The organism is Paenibacillus lignilyticus, assembly GCF_017942085.1.
GTDB classification, from domain to species: Bacteria; Bacillota; Bacilli; order Paenibacillales; family Paenibacillaceae; genus Paenibacillus_Z; species Paenibacillus_Z lignilyticus.
Genome location: NZ_JAGKSP010000006.1, coordinates 197,775 through 219,498 on the forward strand (window position 1 = coordinate 197,775; position 21,724 = coordinate 219,498).

General features: G+C 49.6%; 23 protein-coding genes. 22 read left to right on the plus strand and 1 reads right to left on the minus strand.

Going from position 1 to position 21,724, the window contains the following annotated elements; all coding sequences use genetic code 11:
* The first annotated feature begins 139 nt into the window (after window positions 1-139).
* From accB to clpP, 20 genes are all read left to right on the plus strand, one after another.
* Window positions 140-637 (plus strand): acetyl-CoA carboxylase biotin carboxyl carrier protein, encoded by a 498-nt coding sequence (accB, locus tag I8J30_RS16755; protein WP_210659608.1) that lies wholly within the window; start codon window positions 140-142, stop codon window positions 635-637.
* 55 nt (window positions 638-692) lie between these two features.
* Window positions 693-2,051: an acetyl-CoA carboxylase biotin carboxylase subunit gene (gene accC / locus I8J30_RS16760; RefSeq protein ID WP_210659611.1), complete on the plus strand. Its 1,359-nt coding sequence runs from the start codon at window positions 693-695 to the stop codon at window positions 2,049-2,051.
* Between the two features lie 138 nt (window positions 2,052-2,189).
* On the plus strand, window positions 2,190-2,597 hold the full coding sequence (locus I8J30_RS16765; protein ID WP_091219235.1) for an Asp23/Gls24 family envelope stress response protein: 408 nt from the start codon (window positions 2,190-2,192) through the stop codon (window positions 2,595-2,597).
* Between the two features lie 100 nt (window positions 2,598-2,697).
* Complete coding sequence (amaP, locus tag I8J30_RS16770) at window positions 2,698-3,261, plus strand: alkaline shock response membrane anchor protein AmaP (RefSeq protein WP_210659613.1); 564 nt, start codon at window positions 2,698-2,700, stop codon at window positions 3,259-3,261.
* 11 nt (window positions 3,262-3,272) lie between these two features.
* A complete protein-coding gene (locus tag I8J30_RS16775; RefSeq protein ID WP_420831231.1) occupies window positions 3,273-3,503 on the plus strand; it encodes a DUF2273 domain-containing protein in 231 nt (76 codons plus the stop codon).
* 106 nt (window positions 3,504-3,609) lie between these two features.
* Window positions 3,610-4,062: a transcription antitermination factor NusB gene (gene nusB, locus I8J30_RS16780; RefSeq protein WP_091219227.1), complete on the plus strand. Its 453-nt coding sequence runs from the start codon at window positions 3,610-3,612 to the stop codon at window positions 4,060-4,062.
* A 127-nt stretch (window positions 4,063-4,189) separates the two neighbouring features.
* A complete protein-coding gene (gene folD / locus I8J30_RS16785; protein ID WP_210659616.1) occupies window positions 4,190-5,050 on the plus strand; it encodes a bifunctional methylenetetrahydrofolate dehydrogenase/methenyltetrahydrofolate cyclohydrolase FolD in 861 nt (286 codons plus the stop codon).
* Window positions 5,051-5,061: 11 nt separating this feature from the next.
* Entirely contained in the window at window positions 5,062-6,414 is a 1,353-nt protein-coding gene (gene xseA / locus I8J30_RS16790) for an exodeoxyribonuclease VII large subunit (RefSeq protein ID WP_210659618.1), read from the plus strand.
* A gap of 3 nt (window positions 6,415-6,417) precedes the next feature.
* A complete protein-coding gene (gene xseB / locus I8J30_RS16795) occupies window positions 6,418-6,675 on the plus strand; it encodes an exodeoxyribonuclease VII small subunit (protein WP_210659620.1) in 258 nt (85 codons plus the stop codon).
* 2 nt (window positions 6,676-6,677) lie between these two features.
* Window positions 6,678-7,589 (plus strand): polyprenyl synthetase family protein, encoded by a 912-nt coding sequence (locus I8J30_RS16800; RefSeq protein WP_420831232.1) that lies wholly within the window; start codon window positions 6,678-6,680, stop codon window positions 7,587-7,589.
* A 104-nt stretch (window positions 7,590-7,693) separates the two neighbouring features.
* Window positions 7,694-9,595, plus strand: coding sequence for a 1-deoxy-D-xylulose-5-phosphate synthase (gene dxs / locus I8J30_RS16805; RefSeq protein ID WP_210659628.1), 1,902 nt, complete (start codon window positions 7,694-7,696; stop codon window positions 9,593-9,595).
* Window positions 9,596-9,612: 17 nt separating this feature from the next.
* A complete protein-coding gene (locus I8J30_RS16810) occupies window positions 9,613-10,446 on the plus strand; it encodes a TlyA family RNA methyltransferase (protein ID WP_210659630.1) in 834 nt (277 codons plus the stop codon).
* Between the two features lie 229 nt (window positions 10,447-10,675).
* Window positions 10,676-11,137 carry a hypothetical protein gene (locus tag I8J30_RS16815; protein WP_091219210.1) on the plus strand — a complete coding sequence of 154 codons (462 nt, stop codon included), beginning with the start codon at window positions 10,676-10,678 and terminating at the stop codon, window positions 11,135-11,137.
* 61 nt (window positions 11,138-11,198) lie between these two features.
* Window positions 11,199-11,648, plus strand: coding sequence for a transcriptional regulator AhrC/ArgR (gene ahrC / locus I8J30_RS16820; protein WP_240548127.1), 450 nt, complete (start codon window positions 11,199-11,201; stop codon window positions 11,646-11,648).
* A gap of 62 nt (window positions 11,649-11,710) precedes the next feature.
* Window positions 11,711-13,411, plus strand: a complete 1,701-nt coding sequence (recN, locus tag I8J30_RS16825) for a DNA repair protein RecN (RefSeq protein ID WP_210659632.1) — start codon at window positions 11,711-11,713, stop codon at window positions 13,409-13,411.
* Between the two features lie 123 nt (window positions 13,412-13,534).
* Window positions 13,535-14,860, plus strand: a complete 1,326-nt coding sequence (gene spoIVB / locus I8J30_RS16830; RefSeq protein WP_177245834.1) for a SpoIVB peptidase — start codon at window positions 13,535-13,537, stop codon at window positions 14,858-14,860.
* A 230-nt stretch (window positions 14,861-15,090) separates the two neighbouring features.
* Complete coding sequence (spo0A, locus tag I8J30_RS16835; protein WP_210659634.1) at window positions 15,091-15,912, plus strand: sporulation transcription factor Spo0A; 822 nt, start codon at window positions 15,091-15,093, stop codon at window positions 15,910-15,912.
* 127 nt (window positions 15,913-16,039) lie between these two features.
* Window positions 16,040-17,227 (plus strand): MFS transporter, encoded by a 1,188-nt coding sequence (locus I8J30_RS16840; RefSeq protein WP_240548128.1) that lies wholly within the window; start codon window positions 16,040-16,042, stop codon window positions 17,225-17,227.
* Between the two features lie 81 nt (window positions 17,228-17,308).
* A complete protein-coding gene (locus tag I8J30_RS16845) occupies window positions 17,309-17,989 on the plus strand; it encodes an RNA polymerase sigma factor (RefSeq protein ID WP_210659642.1) in 681 nt (226 codons plus the stop codon).
* Between the two features lie 27 nt (window positions 17,990-18,016).
* Window positions 18,017-18,589, plus strand: a complete 573-nt coding sequence (gene clpP, locus I8J30_RS16850; protein ID WP_210659646.1) for an ATP-dependent Clp endopeptidase proteolytic subunit ClpP — start codon at window positions 18,017-18,019, stop codon at window positions 18,587-18,589.
* Window positions 18,590-18,661: 72 nt separating this feature from the next.
* On the opposite strand, the gene I8J30_RS16855 is transcribed toward clpP, so the two are convergent.
* Window positions 18,662-18,955 (minus strand): DUF2627 domain-containing protein, encoded by a 294-nt coding sequence (locus tag I8J30_RS16855; protein WP_210659648.1) that lies wholly within the window; start codon window positions 18,953-18,955, stop codon window positions 18,662-18,664.
* A 161-nt stretch (window positions 18,956-19,116) separates the two neighbouring features.
* Here I8J30_RS16855 and lpdA point away from each other — a divergent pair, with 161 nt between their 5' ends.
* Both lpdA and I8J30_RS16865 read left to right on the plus strand, forming a co-directional pair.
* On the plus strand, window positions 19,117-20,544 hold the full coding sequence (gene lpdA, locus I8J30_RS16860; protein WP_210659650.1) for a dihydrolipoyl dehydrogenase: 1,428 nt from the start codon (window positions 19,117-19,119) through the stop codon (window positions 20,542-20,544).
* A 145-nt stretch (window positions 20,545-20,689) separates the two neighbouring features.
* Window positions 20,690-21,724, plus strand: coding sequence for a thiamine pyrophosphate-dependent dehydrogenase E1 component subunit alpha (locus I8J30_RS16865; RefSeq protein WP_210659652.1), 1,035 nt, complete (start codon window positions 20,690-20,692; stop codon window positions 21,722-21,724).

The window sequence follows — 21,724 nt, forward strand, 5'->3', positions numbered from 1 at the left end:
CCTTTTTGCAGGGTGCGGTACTCACGGCCTCGCACAGTAGAAGCAGGCTGATGCATGCAGTAGAGCTAGAGCAGCAGGCAGCAACGCAATCACGCAGCGTCTTCTTGCATGAGGCGCAAAAACTTATAGGAGTGAAACGATGTTTAAGCTGAGCGAGATTAAAGAATTGATCAAGCTGGTTGATGGGACTTCCGTACACGAACTTGAAATTGAAAACGATGGCGCCCGCCTGATGATCCGCAAGCCCGGCAAAGCGGAAGTGGTGAATGTCCAAGCTGCGTCTCTCGTTCCTACATATACGCAGTCTTACCAGCCGCAAGTTCAACCGGCCCAAGGTACGCCCGGCGGTGCTCCGGCAGCAGCAGCTCCGCAAGCTCCGGCAGCCAAAGAAGAGAATTATCACCAAATCGTTTCTCCGATGGTCGGTACGTTCTACCGCGCGTCGTCGCCTGAGAAAGGTCCGTTCGTTAACGTAGGCGACCGCATCAACGAGAAATCGATCGTTTGCATCCTTGAAGCGATGAAGCTGATGAATGAGCTGGAAGCGGAAGTTCGCGGCGAGATCGTGGATATCCTTGTTGAGAATGGCCAGCTTGTCGAGTTCGGGCAGCCATTGTTCTTGGTTAAACCGGAATAGCAGAACAAAGCTAAGGTGACACCTAGATCCAATGCGCACGAGAGGAGCTTTTACCGTGAAATTCAATAAAATTTTGATTGCCAACCGGGGAGAAATTGCCGTTCGAATTATTCGCGCTTGCCGCGAGCTGGGCATTCAAACCGTTGCCGTCTATTCCGAGGCAGACCGTGAATCGCTGCATGTCCGTTTGGCGGACGAGGCTTATTGCATCGGTCCCGTTGCTTCCAAAGACAGCTATCTCAATTTAACCAATATTATGAGCGTTGCAACCTTAACGGACTGCGATGCCATTCATCCCGGCTATGGTTTCTTGGCGGAGAATGCGGATTTCGCTGAAATTTGTGAGTCCTGCAACGTGACGTTTATCGGTCCTTCTCCACAAGCCATCAGCAAGATGGGCGATAAAGCAGTAGCGAAGAAAACGATGAAGGAAGCGGATGTGCCGATTATTCCGGGCTCCGACGGACTTGTCGAGGATATGGATGATGCGATTCGCGTCGCGCGCGAAATCGGTTATCCGGTTATTATTAAAGCGACTGCGGGCGGCGGCGGCAAAGGCATCCGGATCGCAGAGGATGAGGACACGCTTATTTCCCAAATCTCGACTGCGCAGAACGAAGCGCAGAAAGCCTTCGGCAATGCAGGCGTATATCTGGAGAAATATTTGACGGGCATGAAGCACGTCGAAATTCAAATTATGGCCGATAAACACGGCAATGCGGTTCACTTGTTTGAACGTGATTGTTCGGTGCAGCGTCGTCGTCAGAAGCTCGTTGAAGAAGCTCCTTGTCCGGTGCTGAGTCCCGCCATGCGCGAGCGCATGGGTCAAGCGGCAGTACGCGCGGCGCTGGCTGTGCAATATTCAGGTGCGGGAACGCTCGAGTTCCTGCTTGGACCGGATGGTAATTTCTACTTCATGGAGATGAACACTCGGATTCAAGTTGAGCATCCGGTAACGGAAATGATTACCGGCGTAGATTTGATTAAAGAGATGATTTCCGTTGCGGAAGGCAATCCGTTGTCGATCAAACAAGAAGAACTGAAGATCAACGGTTGGTCGATCGAATGTCGGATCAATGCGGAAGATTCGGAACGCGGCTTTATGCCTTCCCCGGGTCAAATTCAGTTCTACTTGCCGCCGGGCGGCTTGGGCGTTCGCGTAGACAGCGGCGCATATCCCGGGTACACCATTTCGCCTCATTACGACTCTATGATCGCGAAGCTGATCGTATGGGGAGCCACGCGTGAGGATGCGATTGCAAGGATGAAACGAGCACTCGCTGAGTTTGCCATCGACGGGATTCGCACGACGATTCCGTTCCACATGAAGCTGCTTAATCATCCAAAGTTTCTCAAAGGAAATTTCGACATCAAGTTCTTAGAGGAAAATGACGTCAACAATCCGGAGGAATAATCGTCTTTAACGGCGGTAAACTCATCCGCAACGGTTTGTCATATTTCCCTCAGAATGCTATAGTATAGGAATAAGAAGCGGATAAGCTATCGGTTTTTGATCGGTGGCAAGCTACTTTACGGGAGGTGTAGGATAACCATGAGTACGCTGGCAGCGGACTATGAGAAAACAGACATGGGCACTATTCAAATCGCACCCGAAGTCATTGAAGTGATTGCAGGACTTGCGACAATTGAGGTTCGTGGCGTGGCAGGCATGAGCGGCGGATTTGCCGGAGGCATCGCTGAGCTATTGGGCCGTAAAAATTTGTCCAAGGGCGTTAAGGTTGAGGTAGGCCAACGTGAAGCGGCAGTCGATGTGTCCATCATTGTAGAATATGGTCACAGGATTCCGGAAATTGCGGCAGACATCCAGAACAATGTCAAACGTTCCATCGAAATGATGACGGGCTTGCATGTCGTTGAAGTGAATGTTCATATTCATGACGTTCATTTCAAAACGGTTGAGAAGCCGGAAGAAGAAGAGATCCAAGTACGAGTCAAATAACGGATCAAGCGTGAATGAATGACGACATACCCCCTAGTGGTTGGGCTTGCCGCTCGTCGCTAGGGGGTTTTATCTAGTCCGCCCCGAGGAGGAACTCTCGTTGATAAGAGTGTTGGACAAGCTTCTGCTGTTTCTATACAGCATCGCGATTGGCGCTGTAGCCGTTATCGCGTTTAGTGCAGGCGTATACTGGTTTCCGGAAGAATGGCTGAACAATTTGGTACATAATTTGTACAGCGGCGATTATCGCTGGCTGCAAGCGACGGTTATTATTGTTTCCACGATTGTTTTATTAATCAGTCTTCGTTTCCTTTACCTATCGCTTCGTCGCAGCAATGCTTCGGCACCTTCAATCGACCAGCGTACGGAATTCGGCGATATTCGAATTTCGCTGGAAACGGTGGAGAACTTGGCGCTTAAGGCAGCGAGCCGTCAGAAGGGTGTCAAAGATTTAAAGGCGCGGATCAGAATCAGCGAAGCGGGGATCGAAGTTTCGCTTCGCGCCATTGCAGATGGTGAAAGCTCTATTCCGACATTAACGGAAGAAATACAGCGTGCTGTCAAATCCCATGTGGAAGAGATTACAGGTATTCCTGTAGCAGGCGTGTCCGTATTTGTAGCTAACATCATCCAAACCGCGAACTTCAAAAGTCGCGTAGAATAGGGGTGATGCCGATGTGGAAGGAAATCTGGACAACCTATGGTGGACGGATCGCCGGTGTGTCTGTAGGTATCATTCTCGGACTCCTTTATTTTATCGTTGGATTTTGGGATATGTTGTTTTTCGGCCTGCTGCTTTGGGTCGGTTATACGATCGGGAAAATGAAAGACGAGCAAAGCGGCCCTATTATTCCGTGGCATCGGGTAACCGAATGGCTGATGGAGAGATGGCGGCCGTTCAAATAGTACTGTGGTCTCCTCCGTACCCCGGACAATGGCATGATGAATGTTCGGGGCAGGGAGGAGATCATATTTTGTAGATCGAATCTGAGCGAAATTGTCAGGAGGCCCCATGAAACGTAGGTTAGCGCGGGAGATTGTGGTACAGAGCTTGTACCAAATGGAAATGAATGAAGAGGCTACGGCATCGTCAGCTGTGGATATGCTGGTTAGCGAAGTGAATGACGAGAATGAGATTGAAGCCGATGCGGCGGATGTGGAACGGATTGATGAGTATGTCCGTGAAATGGTTCAAGGTGTCATTGAACGCAAGACAGCGATCGACGACATGCTGCAGCATTATTTAACGGGCTGGCAGGTAGATCGTTTATCGCGCGTTGACCGTCAAATATTGCGTCTGGCTTGTTACGAGCTGGTGTTCCGCGATGATGTACCGCCTAAGGCGATTATCAATGAAGCGATCGAGCTTGCGAAGCATTTCGGAACCGATGAATCCGGTAAATTTGTCAATGGTGTTCTGGGACGTCTGCTTCAAGCGTTGGACGAGCTTAAGCCGAAGGCATAAGCGGCGTTACGCCATGCAGTCGCTTAGTTTAATAACGAGTAGTACGAGCCCCTTAGAGCCCTCCAACATGAGGGATTTAAGGGGCTTACGAAAATTAATTATTAAAGACAGAAATGGGAGTGATTGCATGACTGCACAACGTATCGAGGGAAAAGTGATTTCAGATGCAATTCGTTTGGAGATTAGTGAAGCTGCCGCGAAGCTAGCCGAAAGAGACATTAAACCGGGTCTGGCGGTAGTTCTCGTTGGTGAAGATCCGGCTTCCAAGGTGTATGTGGGAAGCAAAGAGAAAGCCTGCCAACAGCTCGGCTTCTATTCGGAAGTACATAGACTGGATACAGCGACATCCCAAGAAGAGCTGCTGTCCCTCATCGATAAGTTAAACAATCAAACAAACATTCATGGAATCCTCGTGCAGCTGCCGCTGCCTAAGCATATTGATGAGAAGGCTGTCATTGACGCAATCAGCACCGCTAAAGATGTGGACGGTTTCCATCCCGAAAGCGTAGGTAATCTCGTTATTGGCGATGAGAGCCTGCTGCCGTGCACACCGGCTGGCGTCATTGAGATGATTAAGCGGACTGGCCTAACAATCGCAGGTAAACATGCCGTCGTCATCGGCCGCAGTAATATCGTCGGCAAGCCTGTATCCATGCTGCTGCTTAGAGAGCATGCGACGGTCACAATCTGTCATTCCAGAACGGCGAACATGGAAGAAATCGCACGTACTGCCGATATTCTTGTGGTTGCGATCGGGAAAGCCAAAGCGATCGGCCGCCAATTCGTTAAGCCGGGCGCGATTGTAATCGATGTCGGCATTAACCGTCTCCCAGACGGCAAACTTGCCGGCGATGTTGATTATGATGATGTTCTGGATACAGCGGGTTATATTACCCCGGTTCCGGGCGGTGTTGGACCGATGACGATTACGATGCTGATGCAGAACACACTTAAAGCGGCAAAACAACAACACGCAATTAAGGAGTGAGTAATCCGAAGATGGCTGAACCGGCGCGTATACTTTCGATTAAAGAAATAAACCGCTATATCGGGATGAAGCTGGAGTCGGACGAGCTGCTCAGCGATGTTTGGCTGCGCGGGGAAATATCAAATTTTACGCATCATTCCAGCGGACATATGTATTTCACGCTGAAGGACAAAGACAGTCGGCTGAAATGCATTATGTTTGCCTCCTATAATCAGAAACTTCCGTTCATCCCGAAGGAAGGTGCCAAGGTGCTGGCACGCGGCAATATTTCCGTCTATGAACGAGATGGCAATTATCAATTTTATTGTACAGCTATGCAGCCTGATGGAATCGGCAGTCTTTATCTTGCTTATGAGCAGTTGAAACGGAAGCTTCAAGATGAGGGGCTTTTTGATGGGGCGAGAAAAAGGCCGATTCCCCGTTTCCCGAAAGCGATCGGGATTATTACTTCGCCAACCGGCGCTGCCGTTAGAGATATAATCATTACGCTGCAGCGCCGTCACCCTACTGTGCCGGTGCTGCTTTTTCCCGTGCTGGTCCAAGGGACAGGCGCAGCACCTTCAATCGTAAAGGCAATAGAAACAATGAACCGATTAGCCGAAGTCGACGTATTAATAATTGGCCGGGGCGGAGGCTCTTTGGAAGAGCTTTGGGCCTTTAATGAAGAGGCCGTAGCGAGAAGCATTGCGAAGTCAGCTATCCCGATTATATCCGCTGTCGGTCACGAGACGGACTTTACGATCGCCGATTTTGTGGCGGATCTTCGTGCGGCAACGCCTACGGCAGCAGCTGAGCTGGCTGTTACGAGCATGCAAGAGATGAAGACGAGACTCGCGCAAGTGGAATCAAGACTCGTACAGAATCTCCGAATGACGCTGCAGAATCGGAAGGATCGGCTTGCTCGACTGCGCAGATCACCGCTTTTCTTGAACCCGCGCAAGTATCTGCTCCAGCATGCCGAACGGCTTGACCGTACGGAGGAGAGATTAAAGGCGAGAACGATTCGTTTCGCGGAGAAACATCGAGAGCAGTACGCAGCGCTTAATCGTGCACTGACTCGTGTTCATCCCGGGGCTCAAGCTGCGCTTGCAGCCAAGCAACTGGAACGTCTGAACGCTCGGTTAGATTCGACCATGCAGCAGGGGTTGAAGGCGCGGCGTGTACAGCTTCTGGGTTCCATTCGTCAGTTGGATGCGCTTAGTCCCCTAAAAGTCATGTCACGGGGATATAGTTTGGTTTACGATGATAAGGATCAAAGGCTCATTAAATCCATTTCCGATGTGCAGCTTGGCGATTTGCTCCACGTAAAGGTGGCCGATGGTCAACTGGAATGTCAGGTTTGGGGAATGAAAGGGGAGGCCTAGCAGATGGCAGCAGCTAAAGAGCAAGAAGCGATGAGCTTTGAAGCGGCGATGGAACGGTTGGAGTCCATCGTCAGTAAACTGGAGAGCGGCGATGTTCCTCTGGAAACGGCAATCGAGCTTTTTCAAGAAGGCATGAAGCTGTCTTCATTGTGCGGCTCGAAGCTCGAACAAGTAGAGCGTAAGATCGAGGTTCTGATTGAAACCGAAAGCGGCTTACATAAAAAACCGTTTGCGCAAGCAAACGAAGATAGAGGGGAATAACAGTGAAAACTTCGGTTTCTACTGCAGATTATTTAACACGCTCCGTTCTGGAAATCGAAGAGGCGCTGCAGTCATCTTTGCCGCTCGGATGGGATATTCCGCCCAAGCTTCGGGAGTCCATGATGTATTCCCTGGAAGCGGGCGGCAAGCGTCTTCGCCCGATTCTCGTGCTTACGGCTGCTGAGGCGGTTAATCAAGATCCAAACGCTCGTAAACAAGCGATGCCTATTGCTTGCGCGATTGAGATGATTCATACGTATTCGCTCGTTCATGACGATTTGCCTGCGATGGATAATGATGATTATCGTCGAGGCAAACTAACGAATCATAAAGTATTCGGTGAAGCAATGGCTATTCTGGCCGGTGACGGTTTGCTCACACATGCATTCTACGCCGTGACGCAGGCTTCTGCGCTTGGTGCATCGCCGGAGACGACGCTTGCGATTGTGGCGGACCTGGCTAAACTCGCTGGTGCGGCCGGGATGGTCGGAGGGCAAGTGGCTGATATACTGGGCGAGCAAGGCGTTACTTCGCTTGAAGAGCTCGAGTACATTCATCTGCACAAAACGAGCGATTTGATCGTATTTTCTGTGCTGGCCGGTGCTCGAATCGGGGGAGCCAGTCAGCAGCAGCTGGAATCGCTCCAGCAATTTGCTCGAAAGCTTGGTTTAGCGTTTCAGATTCAGGACGATATTCTCGATTTGATCGGTGACGAGTCGAAGCTCGGCAAGCCGGTCCAAAGCGATGTGGAGCAGCAGAAGGTGACATATCCTTATCTGATTGGGATGGATGAAAGCCTTGCACTCGTAGAGCGGCTGACCCAAGATGCGAAGCAAGCACTTGCTGAAGCGAAGCTTGCAACGCCTGATTATTTGCTCGCAATTGCTGATTATTTAATGCGCAGAGATCATTAATATAGCGAGATTTGGGATTTTTGCATCGTTCTATGTTATAATTTAGCCACATTTGGAGTTCGTTGGACAACGGGGATTGCCCACCGGGAAAGCGAGGAAATACCGTGTTACTGGAACATATTCATGACCCTAAGGATTTGAAATCTCTCTCAGTTGCACAATTAGAGCAGCTCGCAGCTGAAATTCGTGCTTTTCTCATCGAGAAGCTTTCGGAGACGGGAGGACATCTTGCGCCGAATTTAGGCGTCGTCGAGCTTACTTTGGCGCTGCATTATTTATTCGACAGCCCGAAGGATAAGTTTCTTTTTGACGTAGGCCATCAATCATACGTTCATAAAATTTTAACGGGTCGTATGGACCAATTCGATACACTTCGTAAATATAAGGGGCTTTGCGGTTTCGTCAAACGCTCCGAAAGCCCGCACGATGTATGGGAAGCGGGACATAGCAGCACATCGCTGTCTGCCGCAATGGGAATGGCGCTCGCGCGCGATTTGAAAGGCGAGAAGAACAAGGTTGTCGCGATTATCGGCGATGGCGCGTTAACCGGCGGTATGGCGTTGGAAGCGCTCAACCATATCGGACATGAGAAGAAGAATTTGATGGTTATTCTGAATGACAACGAAATGTCGATTGCGCCGAATGTCGGTGCTTTACATCATTACCTCGGTAAGATCCGGACAGATCGCCATTATCAGAAGGCGAAAGAAGAATTGAATCAACTGCTGAACAAAATCCCGGCGATCGGCGGCAAGCTGGCTAAGACTGCGGAGCGCTTGAAGGACAGCGTGAAGTACTTGCTCATGAGCGGTATTTTGTTTGAACAGTTTGGTTTCACCTATTTCGGGCCGGTCGACGGTCACGACTTGGAGCAATTGACGGAGCTGCTCGAACAGGCGAGCCACGTACCGGGGCCGGTTCTGGTGCACGTTATTACGACTAAAGGCAAAGGCTATTCGCCGGCGGAAGCCGATTCCCATAAATGGCATGGCATCACTCCGTACAAAATCGAGTCCGGTCAAGTGCTCAAAGCTGTGGGGCCGCCTATGTACACGGAAGTATTCAGTGATGCATTGATGGACCTGGCTGATGAAGATAACCGAATTGTTGCGGTAACGCCTGCGATGCCCGGAGGTTCCGGGTTAATTAAATTCGCTGCTAAATATCCGAATCGTATGATCGATGTAGGGATTGCAGAGCAGCATGCGGCAACGATGTGCGCCGCGATGGCATTGGAAGGACTGAAACCGGTTTATGCGGTTTATTCCACGTTCCTGCAGCGTGCGTACGACCAAGTCGTGCATGATATTTGCCGTCAAAATACAAATGTCGTATTTGCGATTGATCGTGCAGGTTTCGTTGGGCCGGATGGCGAGACCCATCAAGGGGTATACGATATTCCTTTCCTGCGCCACATCCCGAACATGGTGCTGATGATGCCTAAGGATGAGAATGAACTGCGCCGTATGATGAAGACAGCGATCGATTATAACGAAGGGCCAATCGCGATCCGGTACCCACGAATAAACGGACTTGGCGTGCAGATCGAGAAAGAAATGAAGCCGATTCCGTTTGGCACTTGGGAAACCGTGCGTGAAGGCGATTCAGCTGTAATCGCAGCCATCGGACCGATGCTTCAGGTGGCTGAAGAAGCCGCTGAGCTGTTGAAACGCGAAGGACTGAACGTTCGCGTGGTTAACGCACGATTCATCAAACCGATGGACGAAGCGATGCTGCTGCAAATTGCAAAAGAAGGCTTGAATATGCTTGTCTTGGAGGAAGGTTCCGTTCAAGGCGGTCTTGGCAGTGCAGTGCTGGAATTCTACTCCCTGCATAACGAACATAATATTTCGGTTCGCATTATGGGCGTACCGGATGTCTTCGTGGAGCATGGAACGATTAAAGAACAGCGGCAGGAAGTCGGCCTTACCGCGGAACATGTGGCAGTTGAACTGAAGACGTTGCTGCCGCGACTACGTAAGCAGCGCGTAACCGGCCAAGTGTAGAAGAGCGGGAGAAACCGATGACGATTGCGAAAGAACGAATTGATATTTTGTTAGTGGAACAAGGCTTCTATGACAGCCGGGTGAAGGCGAAGGCCGCACTGATGGCAGGGCTCGTCATCGTCGACGGCGAGCGCATCGAGAAGAGCGGCATGAAGGTATCCAGAACGGCGTCCATCGTTGTTAAAGGAGCGCTGCATCCCTATGTGAGCCGCGGAGGGTTGAAGCTTGAGAAGGCTATCAAGAAGTTCCAGCTGGAACTGAGTGGCGCTGTCATGCTGGATATCGGCGCTTCCACCGGCGGCTTCACGGATTGTGCCCTTCAGAACGGGGCCGCTTATGTGTATGCTGTCGATGTTGGCTACAATCAATTGGATTGGTCCCTGCGGCAGGATGAACGCGTCAATGTAATGGAGCGTACCAACTTCAGATACACGGTGCCGGAAGATTTAAAAGGCCCGCAGCCGACTTTTGCGACAATTGACGTCTCCTTCATCTCGCTGAAGCTGATTCTGCCAACGCTTGGCACGCTGCTTAAGCAAGGCGCGGGAGTTGTAGCGCTGATTAAACCGCAATTCGAGGCAGGCCGCGAGAAGGTGCCTAAAACCGGCGTCGTGCGCGAATCTGCTGTACACCGAGAAGTGCTTGAGCAAGTGCTCAGTATGGCAGCTTCGGAGGGGTATGTGCTGGAGCAGCTCACTTTCTCACCGATTACCGGCGGGGAAGGCAATATTGAATTTTTGGCTTATTGGCGTTGGGAACCGGGCAGTCAATCGGAGCCACCCGGCGAAGAAGCTATTGCGGCTGTCGTGAAAGAAGCTGCAGGAACGTTCTCTCAAGAGAGTAAAGGGTAACGAATGAAAGCTTTTCTTCATGGCTGCGGCCGTGATGAGAGGCTTTTTATTTTTTTTAGGCGGCCCTCTTTGCAGGATGGACATTATTTGGTACACTAGGAACGAAACCAAACAAACGTTCGGTATTGGACCGAACCTCTGACAGACGCAGTTATCTTGTTAGAGGAAAACCTCCCGGCAAAGCGAAATGAATAAGGTATGCCTTATCATGATGCTGGAGGGGATCCTGATGGGAAACTACGGGGACTGGCTGGTTATGGTCGTCGCGGGCGGGTTGATCTTGTTCTGGCTTTATCGAATGTTCTACCGCTGGCTGCATGAACCGCCCGGAATGAATACGAAGCTTCTTCTAAGCGATGCCGAAGATGTGCACGATGATGATATCAACGTGCAGTTCCTGGAGAAAGCAGGTTATGAGGTCACGCATGGAAAGTACCGAGTTCCCATAACGATCGACTTAGACGGGACTATATTGCACAGCCGATTATTTATCGATTTATTTGCAGAGAAAGATGGCAAACATTATATTGTAAAAACAGCGCGTGAACGGATGCCGATTGATTGGACAGGCAGCGGTGTTCGAGACCGATTGCTTGTCTACGCGCTGCTGTTGCCTGAGTGCGAAGGAGTTCTGTTTGTAGATCACAAGGAACTAACCATTCGCACCATCACATTTCGATTCGGTTCCTAACAAATGAATGGCTCAAGATTGAAGTCGATTCTTCAAGAACTTGATCCAACAGGAGGAAATTATGAAAAGTGTCCGACAAATGAAGATACGTGAGCTGATTACAAGCCAAATCGTAGAGACGCAGGACGAGCTGGTCGATACATTGCGTTCAGAAGGCTTACAGGTCACGCAAGCGACCATATCGAGGGATATTAAGGAAATGCAGCTGATCAAGGTTCCCATCGAGGATGGACGCTACAAATACTCACTGCCGCAGGAGACAAGATCCAATTCCATTCATAAGCTGAAGCGGACGTTGTCCGATCACTTTCTTCATATCGATTACACGGATAATCTGGTCGTCATGAAATGTTTGCCGGGTACGGCAAACGCGATCGGAGCCATGATTGACAACATGGAATGGCCTGAGGTGATGGGGACGATCTGCGGTGATGATACCATTCTGTTGATTTGCCGGACGAAACCGCAGAGCGCGGAGATTGTAGAACGACTGCTTGGTTTAATGAATTAATGAACTAGTGCTTGCAAGTATTTCCAATGGGGCGCGGAGAATCTTTAAGGAGGAGAGCAACTATGCTAAGCGAGCTGTCTATACGTAATCTGGCTGTTATTGAGTATGTTTCGGTGAAATTCCACGATGGGTTTCATGTATTAACGGGTGAAACCGGAGCGGGGAAATCCATCCTGATTGATGCGCTTAGCCTTGTAGTGGGCGGAAGAGGCGCATCAGACATGGTCAGATATGGCTGCGACAAGGCTGAAATCGAAGCTATGTTCGAGCTTCCGGCCTCGCATCCGGTCTGGTACACGCTGAAAACATTCGGCATTCAAGCTTCGCCTGAAGAAGGACTCGTCATTAGACGGGAGCTCTCCTCCCAAGGAAAAAGCATCAGCCGCGTCAATGGACATATCGTAACCTTATCGATGCTTCGTGAAACCGGGGAATGCTTAGTCAATATCCACGGTCAGCATGAGCACCAGTCTCTGCTTCGTACCGAGAAGCATTTGGAATGGCTGGATTTATATGCTGGTGAAAAAGTAGCTGAAACTTTGAATGCCTACCGGGCCGTTTACAGAGAATATGAGAAAGCCCGCATACAGCTTAAAGAGCTGGAGGATACTTCGCGTCAGAATATGCAGATGCTGGACTTATTCCGTTTCCAAATCGAGGAGATCGCATCAGCTCGATTGAAGGCCGGAGAAGATGAAGCTTTGGCGGAAGAGAAACAGAAGCTCATGTATGCGGTCAAACGCAGAGATTCAGCCTCGGAGGCGTATGCGCTGCTGCATGGCAGCAAAGGGTTGGATGCAATCAGTCGTGCGGTCAGCCGAGTATCCGACATTCGCGAGTATGACCCGGTTATCTTGGAGCCGCTTCTGGAGCAGCTGCAATCCGCCTTTTATCAGCTTGAGGATGCGGCATTCCAGCTTAGAGATTATCGTGATTCCGTTGAATCCGATCCGGAGCGATTAACTTATATTGAAGATCGTCTTGATTTAATTCACAGTCTGAAACGGAAGTACGGGGAAACAATCCCTGATATTCTGTCCTATTTGAGCGGAATCAAATCGGAAGCCGATAAAATCGAGAATCGTGACGAGCATTTGGCACGCTTGAAAGCGGAGCAGTCCCGTTTGTTCGCAGAAGCTGTTGCGCTTGGCAATACGCTGTCTTTACATCGCAAGAAAGCCGCCGACAAGCTCTCGGGAGCGATCGAGAGCGAGCTGCGCCAGCTTCAAATGGAACGTACGACCTTCCATGTTCAGCTGCAGCAAAGTAAAGATGGTGAGACATACAAGCTGCATGCAAACGGCATTGATGAAGCGGCATTCCTAATCGCACCGAACCCTGGCGAGCCGTTGAAGCCAATCAGCAAGATCGCCTCCGGCGGTGAGATGTCGCGTATTATGCTCGCACTCAAAACAATCTTTGCCGCTATAGATGAAGTACCTGTTCTCATATTTGACGAGGTGGACACAGGGGTAAGCGGCCGTGCTGCTCAAGCCATTGCCGAGAAGATGTCGAGATTGTCAACGCATTGCCAGGTGTTCTCCATCACTCATTTGCCTCAGGTTGCTTGCATGGCTGATCATCATTATGAAATCAAGAAAACGATCGTTGCAGAACGGACTTCAACTATGGTCACAGAGCTTGGCTCGTCGACGCGCATTGAGGAACTTGCCCGAATGCTGGGCGGCGTGGAAGTGACGGAAAAAACCCGCCATCATGCACAAGAAATGCTTGACTTGGCAGATAGACAAAAGGGGGCGTAATGGAAGGCAATCAGGGAATGTTTTTGGCGACATAAAACTGTTGGGGCAGGGATACCTTAAAGGTACGCAAATGGCGAACCACCTTTCTCGTCAAGCGATTTTGCAACAGGGAGCGTGAAGTCATTGAATGCCAATCAGCGGAAGCGGTGGCTGGGTTTACTTCTCGTTATCATCGTTTGCATGCTTGGTCTATCCTCTCCAATTCAACATTTCGCCGCATTTCCGAACGAAGTTCGTTTGTTCTCCGGCCAGTTGAAGCAATTAGACTATGGTATGCCTGTACATGCTCAAGTTACCGTTGATCCGCAAATGCTGCAAGTCAACGGTTCATCTGACCGTTCACTGTCCATTAATTTGAACAAACCGCTCTCCATTCAGTCGTCACACAGCGGAAAAACTACGATGAAATTGAAATTATTTGGAAAAATTCCGTTTAAGACCGTCAAAGTGAATGTTGTTCCTGATTTACGTGTCATTCCCGGTGGACAAACCATCGGCGTCAAAGTGAAATCAGCCGGCATTATGGTTGTGGGTCATCATCAGGTCACGGATGCTAAAGGCGCTCGGGTATCACCGGGTGAGCAAGCAAATTTGCAGCTAGGCGATCTTATTATCCGAATTAATGGCAAGTACATTAACGAGGTGCATAAAGTAGCCCAGATGGCTGAAGAAGCGGGTGATGCGAAGCAATCGCTTCAGCTCACGGTAAAACGCGGTACACGGTTATTTGAAACAAAGCTTGCACCGGTATTTGACTCGGAGGACCGCGCTTGGCGGTTAGGACTGTACATCCGGGATTCTGCTGCAGGTGTCGGAACGTTGACTTTCTATGCGCCGGATCAAGGCGTTTACGGTGCTTTGGGACATGTTATTACGGATATGGACACCCAAACTCCGATTGAGGTTGGTGAAGGTCAGATTTTGCAGTCCAATGTGACGTCCATCAACAAAAGCCAAAATGGCGAACCCGGAGAGAAAAGAGCACATTTCATTAAAGAAAGTAAAGTGCTTGGCAATATAGAGCGCAATACGTCGTTTGGCATCTTCGGCAAAATGAAGGAGCTGCCGTCACATAGCTACAATCAGCAGTCGCTTCCTGTTGCATTCGCGGAAGAAGTGAAGGAAGGGCCGGCGCAGCTGCTCACTGTCGTGAATGGTCAGAAGGTAGAGCGATTTAATGTGGAAATCGTTCATGTCACCAAACAGCAGTCCCCGGCAACCAAAGGAATGGTTATCAAAATTACGGACAAGCGTTTACTGGATCAAACAGGTGGTATCGTGCAGGGGATGAGCGGCAGTCCAATCATTCAAGATGGCAAGCTAATCGGCGCCGTTACTCATGTATTTGTGAATGATCCGACATCCGGCTATGGATGTTTTATCGAATGGATGCTGCAGGATGCCGGTGTTCTCCTCAAACCAGCGAGCTTAAATCTTAAGGCGGCTTAGCCACCTTAAGATTTTTGTTTTTTTGTCGAATTACTGCGAATTCTGATAAATGTTGTAGTAAATTATCCATTATAAATCAGATCAAATTAATAATAAAGAAAAATATTATTCGACAGAAGGAATTTCATTCCCCATGTCGAAAATGTTAGTTAGACAAGCAAGAGATGCACAGAGGGCTTTTAAGCGTTAACTACAATAGAGTGAATTACTAGTCTAAGGAGGACTATACCTTGCAAAGAATTGAAGTGTTGTTGGCTGATGACAATCGGGAATTTACAAATTTGTTGTCCGAGTATATTTCTGAACAAAACGATATGGTCGTTACCGGTGTCGCCTATAACGGCGAGGAAGTGCTTCGCTTATTGGAAGAAACGCGGGAAGTGCCAGACGTTCTGATTTTGGATATTATTATGCCGCATCTTGATGGACTCGGCGTATTGGAACGGCTTCGTGAAATGAATTTGCCACAAATGCCGAAAATCATCATGCTGACTGCATTTGGACAAGAGAATATTACTCAAAAGGCTGTACAGCTGGGCGCATCGTACTACATATTGAAGCCATTTGACATGGAAATACTCGCGAACCGCATTCGTCAGCTGGTTGGTAATCCGACCGTGATTTCATCATCCTATTCTTCGTCATCATCTTCTTCATCCATTTCGAATAAATCCAATGTAGTACCGATTGCAAAAGGTAAAAACTTGGACGCAAACATTACGAGCATCATTCATGAAATCGGTGTGCCTGCTCACATTAAAGGGTATCAATATTTGCGTGAAGCCATTACGATGGTGTACAACAATATTGAAATCCTTGGCGCGATTACAAAAACGCTTTATCCTGCGATTGCCGAGAAGTTCAAGACGACGCCTTCGCGTGTTGAACGTGCTATCCGTCATGCGATTGAAGTGGCATGGACGCGCGGCAATATTGACAGCATCAGTCATTTGTTCGGCTATACAATCAATATCAGTAAATCAAAGCCGACAAACAGCGAGTTTATCGCAATGGTAGCCGACAAGCTGCGGATCGAGCATAAGGTTTCCTGAGAGCACCCGAAATGATGGTAGTGATTATGAATACATGATAAGCGCCACTTTCGTGCAAGCTGCGAATGTGGCTTTTTTCTTGATTAGCGTTTAAACATGTCAGAGAAGTACATTCAGGAGGATTGTTTTGTCACCTATAGAATTAACTGCTGCTCCTTCGCGGAAGCGTCTTTTTATTTTACTTTCAGTCACACTTGTCTCAGGTTTCAATCAAGGATTGATTTTGCCGCTGTTGTCCATCTTGCTGGATCGGCAAGGGGTATCATCGGATGTAAACGGGATAAATTCGATGGCCTTATACATCGGTACGTTCAGTACAATGTTCTTTATCGAGAAACCGATCCGCAGCATGGGGTATAAGAAAGGCATTATTATTGGTATTATTCTCGCAGCACTAGGCACGTTGTTGTTTCCTTTTCTCACTTCGATATGGGTATGGTTCGTTCTTCGCATAATCGTTGGTGTCGGTGACAGTGCCCTTCATTATTGCACGCAGCTGTGGATCGTAAGCAGCAGTCCTGCAGAGAGCCGAGGCCGTTATATTTCACTTTATGGGATGGCTTATGGAATCGGGTTTAGCTTAGGACCGACCGGTATTAATTTATTGTCTATTGGGGACTGGGTTCCTTTCTGTTTAAATACGGTCTTATTCGTCGCCATTCTGCTGTTCGTCAGAACGCTGCATCCGGAATATCCGGAGCATTCGGCAAAGCTTGCCAGTTCATCTTCGAACCGATACGCTAGAGTATATCGCATCGCCTGGTTTGCGCTGCTGCCCGCAATTCTCTACGGGTTGATGGAAGCGACGATGAACAGTAATTTTCCGCTCTACGGACTGCGCATCCATCTAAGTCAGGCATCCATCTCGCTGCTGCTCCCGGCTCTGGGCGTGGGCAGCTTGCTGCTCATGTTCCCGCTCGGTATGCTTAGTGACCGGATCGGCAGGAAGCCTGTGCTGATGGGATGTGCAGGAATCGCCGGTTTGATGTTTCTGGCCGTTCCGTTGGCAGGAGATAATGTGCTCGTATTATTCATTTTGCTTGCGATGATTGGTGGATTTATCGGCTCATTCTTCTCGTTAGGTCTTGCTTACGCGGCGGACTTGCTGCCTCGTGAATTGCTGCCATCCGCGAATGTAACGGCATCCATTCATTTCAGCATCGGCAGCTTGCTCGGTCCCGGCATTAGCGGTTTCGGCATACAATATGTATCAACGAATAGTATGTTTATCATGCTCGGCAGCGCATTTACGCTGTTTGCGCTTATAGGACTCTTTACACGCGAAGCGCGGCATCAGAAACTGCAATCCCATTGATAATTTTTCAACTCAGCCGTATCCTTTCGATCCCTTCATTCGTTTACGATATGAATCTACGCTGACAGATGAGGAGGTGCCATGATGACAATACAACCAACGGTTGATGAAATGCGGATTACCCTCTATCGCTACTGCCTTTCGCTTACTCGCTCCACATGGGATGCAGAGGATCTGGTTCAGGAAACTTGTTTGCGGGCGCTGCCGGTCATGAACGGCGCGCTTGTACATCCTAATCCGACTGCTTACTTGCTGCGTATCGCCAAGAACATCTCGGTCGATCAAGCACGGCGTATGAAACGAGCCAGACGCGTGCTGGAGAGGCAAGAAGCGGTGCTGGACCGTTTGTTCGGTGAATCGAATGAGCTTGAATATGCGCTTCGACTGTTGATTTATCATTTATCGCCGCTGCAGCGAACAGTCTTTCTGCTCAAAGAGGTGTTCGGCTATAAAGGCCACGATGTAGCTGCTAAGCTTAAGATGTCTGAAGGAGCTGTGAAAGCGGCGCTTCATAGAGCAAGAGCGGCTATTGCAAAGCTCAAACAGCAATCGGATCTTGCGCAAATCTCGAAGCTGGCGGAGCGCAAAGTGGAAGATAGTCAGCTTTATGCTTATGTTCATGCCGTTCGCGCAGGCGACGCTCAGGCGTTAGTCGTACTTGCTAACGTGCAGGAGCAGCTTATGGATCCGGTACAGGCAATTGGTAAGCTTCATGCGTCACAAGGCAACCGCTCATCCGTCAGCATGATGTATGCAGCCTAACGGCAGCGAATGAGGAGGTTTCCGTCTATGAGTTTAGTGCCCTATATTGTGGAATCGACGAATCGGGGAGAGCGCAGCTACGATATTTATTCAAGGCTGCTCAAAGACCGTATCGTCATGGTAAGCGGTGAAATTGAAGATCAAATGGCCAATGCGGTCGTTGCTCAACTGCTCTTCCTCGCTGCAGATGATCCCGATAAAGACATTCAGCTGTATATAAACAGCCCAGGCGGCTCGGTAACGGCGGGTTTCTCGATTTTCGATACGATGCAGTTTATTAAACCGGAGGTTTCGACGATTTGTACAGGTTTTGCGGCGAGTTTCGGCGCAATTCTGTTAGCTGGCGGAGCCAAAGGAAAACGATACGTTCTTCCGCACAGTGAAGTGATGATTCATCAGCCGCTTGGCGGTGCAAGAGGGCAGGCTTCGGATATTCAGATTCATGCCAGCTGGATCTTGAAGACGCGTGAGAAAATCAATGCCTTGCTTGCGCTGCATACGGGGCAGTCGAAGGATCAGATCGAACGAGATTCGGACAGAGATCGCTTTATGAGTGCCGAAGAAGCGGTGGCTTACGGGATTGTGGATAAGATTCTATAAACACAAAAGGGCGAGCATCTCCATCAGCGGAGTGCTCGCCTTTTTACGTTGTCTTCCAGCTATTTTCAACAATTAAACGCCCGGCCGAGGCGGACGAGGCCGCTTCTCACGAAAGCGGGAGGAAACATAATTGCGTTTGCGGTCGCGGAAGAAGGTCCATCCTCCGATAAAACCGACGCCAAGCAGGAACAGCACCATGCCAAGAATAAAGGTCCACCATTCGAAATTATGGACAGCGGCATCATTGCCGAAGGATGAGAAATAATGAAAGATTGCATCCTTCATGAGAAGAAATCCATAGGTTGCGGCAATTCCCGGAATAACGAGCAGCAAAACGGCAATAAAACGAATAGTAACTTGCTTCATGCGAATAAATCCTCCTGTACAGAAACAACGACAATAATGCTTTAATCATACCTTTTTCAGCGAAGGCTGTCCATTTCATCGCTTGTGGCAGTTTCAAGGAGCTTTGAAAAAAGGTACAATAGACATGAAACGGCTTTACGATCTGGAGAGGAGCAACAAGAATGACGATTCAATGCGATTTGGCCATCATCGGCGGAGGCATTGCAGGATATACAGCTGCGATCAAAGCGGCACAAGCAGGGAAGAAAGTGATCGTGGTGGAAAGAGAGAAGCTTGGCGGAACTTGCTTACATAAAGGCTGTATACCGAGTAAAGCGCTGCTCCGCAGTGCAGAAGTATACGCCACGATGCGCAAGGCCGATACATATGGGATTCATGTGGCTGAGGGAGCCATCTCGCTCGACTTTCCTAAAGTACAACGTCGCAAAGAGAATACGGTTGAGGGTCTGTACAAAGGGCTCCAGTACTTGATGCGTAAGCATAACATCACGGTCATGCAGGGCAGCGGCAGAGTAATCGGGCCTTCCATCTTCTCGCCGAAGAGCGGAAGTGTAGCGGTCGAGCTCCCGGATGGCGAAATGGAAACCATCGTTCCAACGAATCTGATCATTGCAACGGGATCGCGTCCGCGTTCGCTGCCGGGTCTGGAACCGAAACAAGGCGAAATCATGTCAAGCGATGAAGCGCTGACGATGGACGAGCTTCCGGAATCCATCTTGATCGTTGGCGGGGGCGTTATCGGCGTAGAGTGGGCATCGATGCTCATCGACTTCGGAGTAGAGGTGACCTTGATTGAAGCGGCATCGCGACTGCTGCCTGGTGAAGATGCGGAAGCATCTGCCGAGCTTGCGAAGCAATTACGCCGCAGAGGCGTACGGATATTGACAGGTATTCAATTGAAGCTAGATACGTATACCTATAATGACGGACAAGCCTCCATTACAGCAGATACGGCAGATGGCCCGGTGATCTTGAACGCGGAGCGGCTCCTTGTTTCTGTTGGCCGCCAAGCGAACGTCGAGGAGATCGGTCTCGAGAACACAGACGTTCGCGTGGAGAAAGGTGTTATCCGCGTCAATGGATATTTTCAAACGAATGAGCCTCATATTTATGCGATTGGCGATGTGAACGGCGGCTTGCAGCTGGCACATGCGGCAGCCCATGAAGGAATTGTTGCCGTAGACCATATGCTTGGCGGTAAAGAACAGGCGCCCGATCACTCGCGAGTGCCTAGAGCGATCTATTCCAAGCCGGAGCTGGCTTCCATCGGACTGACGGAAGACGAAGCTCGCAAACAAGGGCATGATATCAAAGTCGGCAAAGTCCCTTTCCAAGCGATTGGCAAGGCGCATGTGCTTGGAGAAACGGATGGTTTCGCGAAAGTCATTGCGGATGCGAAAACGAATGATGTGCTTGGCGTTCATCTGATCGGTCCTCATGCAACGGATTTGTTGTCCGAAGCGTCGCTCGCTATGCTGCTGAATGCGACCCCATGGGAAGTGGGACAAGTCATTCACCCGCATCCAACGCTCTCTGAAGTGCTGGGCGAAGCAATGCTGGCAGTTCATGGTAATTCATTGGCATTTTAGGTCGTTGCTGCATCTTTATATAGTAAGCAACAACACCTTCACAGCAGTGGACGGAGCATTTCTTTTTCGGTAAAAGTCGGTTATAATGGGTATAGGCAAGTCTTAGTACCTGGTTATAATAGCAGCTAAAAGGAGGGCATCCCTCATGACACAATCCGAATCTGCCGTGCAGCAAACCAAACATGCTGCGCTTGGGCTAACGGACGATCAAGCCATTGAAATGTACACGTTAATGACAACCGCTCGTCGGTATGATGAGCGCTGTCTGCTGCTTCAACGGGCAGGCAAAATCAAGTTCCACGTATCCGGTATCGGTCAAGAGGCCGCACAGGTTGGTGCAGCTTTCGCGCTCGATCGGAATCAAGATTATTATTTGCCTTATTATCGCGACTACGCATTTGTGCTTGCAGTAGGTATGACATTGCGCGAGCTCATGCTTTCCCTATTCTCCAAAGCGGCTGACCCGAACAGCGGCGGTCGCCAAATGCCGGGACACTTCGGTGCGAAGCGTCTTCGTATTGTAACGGGCTCCAGCCCTGTTACAACGCAAGTGCCCCATGCAGTCGGTTTTGCACTGGCTGCCAAGATGAAGAAGAAGAATTTCGTATCCTTTGTTACCTTCGGCGACGGCTCCAGCAATCAAGGAGATTTCCACGAAGGTGCCAACTTTGCCGGAGTGCATAAACTGCCGGTTATTTTCATGTGCGAAAACAATCAATATGCAATTTCGGTACCGATTCATAAGCAAATCGGCGGTAAAATCGCTGATCGTGCCATTGGATACGGTTTCCCTGGCTATAGCGTAGATGGCAACGACCCGCTTGAAGTGTACCGCGTCGTCAAAGAAGCGCGCGAGCGCGCAGCAAACGGCGAGGGACCGACATTGGTTGAGGCAGTGATGTACCGCTTATCGCCGCATTCCACATCGGATGAGGACCTAGCTTACAGGACGAAGGAAGAAGTCGATTCGCATCGCGACAAAGACGGCTTGCCGAAGTTCAAGCAGTATCTGATTGACAGCGGAATTTGGGATGAAGAGCGCGACGCGGCCTTGATGCAGCAGATTAAAGCGGCTCTGGATGATGCGACCTCCTTCGGAGATCAAGCAGCATTCCCGGAACCTGAAGATATATTGAAACATGTTTACGCCGATGATCATCATGGCGAAGGGGGACGCTAA

What these genes read in the sequence shown, in the direction of transcription:
- accB (WP_210659608.1), top strand. Translation starts at nt 140, where the DNA reads ATGTTTAAGCTGAGCGAGATTAAAGAATTGATCAAGCTGGTTGATGGG.
- I8J30_RS16765 (WP_091219235.1), top strand. Translation starts at nt 2,190, where the DNA reads ATGAGTACGCTGGCAGCGGACTATGAGAAAACAGACATGGGCACTATT.
- I8J30_RS16775 (WP_420831231.1), top strand. Translation starts at nt 3,273, where the DNA reads ATGTGGAAGGAAATCTGGACAACCTATGGTGGACGGATCGCCGGTGTG.
- nusB (WP_091219227.1), top strand. Translation starts at nt 3,610, where the DNA reads ATGAAACGTAGGTTAGCGCGGGAGATTGTGGTACAGAGCTTGTACCAA.
- folD (WP_210659616.1), top strand. Translation starts at nt 4,190, where the DNA reads ATGACTGCACAACGTATCGAGGGAAAAGTGATTTCAGATGCAATTCGT.
- xseA (WP_210659618.1), top strand. Translation starts at nt 5,062, where the DNA reads ATGGCTGAACCGGCGCGTATACTTTCGATTAAAGAAATAAACCGCTAT.
- xseB (WP_210659620.1), top strand. Translation starts at nt 6,418, where the DNA reads ATGGCAGCAGCTAAAGAGCAAGAAGCGATGAGCTTTGAAGCGGCGATG.
- I8J30_RS16810 (WP_210659630.1), top strand. Translation starts at nt 9,613, where the DNA reads ATGACGATTGCGAAAGAACGAATTGATATTTTGTTAGTGGAACAAGGC.
- I8J30_RS16815 (WP_091219210.1), top strand. Translation starts at nt 10,676, where the DNA reads ATGGGAAACTACGGGGACTGGCTGGTTATGGTCGTCGCGGGCGGGTTG.
- ahrC (WP_240548127.1), top strand. Translation starts at nt 11,199, where the DNA reads ATGAAAAGTGTCCGACAAATGAAGATACGTGAGCTGATTACAAGCCAA.
- recN (WP_210659632.1), top strand. Translation starts at nt 11,711, where the DNA reads ATGCTAAGCGAGCTGTCTATACGTAATCTGGCTGTTATTGAGTATGTT.
- I8J30_RS16845 (WP_210659642.1), top strand. Translation starts at nt 17,309, where the DNA reads ATGATGACAATACAACCAACGGTTGATGAAATGCGGATTACCCTCTAT.
- clpP (WP_210659646.1), top strand. Translation starts at nt 18,017, where the DNA reads ATGAGTTTAGTGCCCTATATTGTGGAATCGACGAATCGGGGAGAGCGC.
- I8J30_RS16855 (WP_210659648.1), bottom strand. Translation starts at nt 18,955, where the DNA reads ATGAAGCAAGTTACTATTCGTTTTATTGCCGTTTTGCTGCTCGTTATT.
- lpdA (WP_210659650.1), top strand. Translation starts at nt 19,117, where the DNA reads ATGACGATTCAATGCGATTTGGCCATCATCGGCGGAGGCATTGCAGGA.
- I8J30_RS16865 (WP_210659652.1), top strand. Translation starts at nt 20,690, where the DNA reads ATGACACAATCCGAATCTGCCGTGCAGCAAACCAAACATGCTGCGCTT.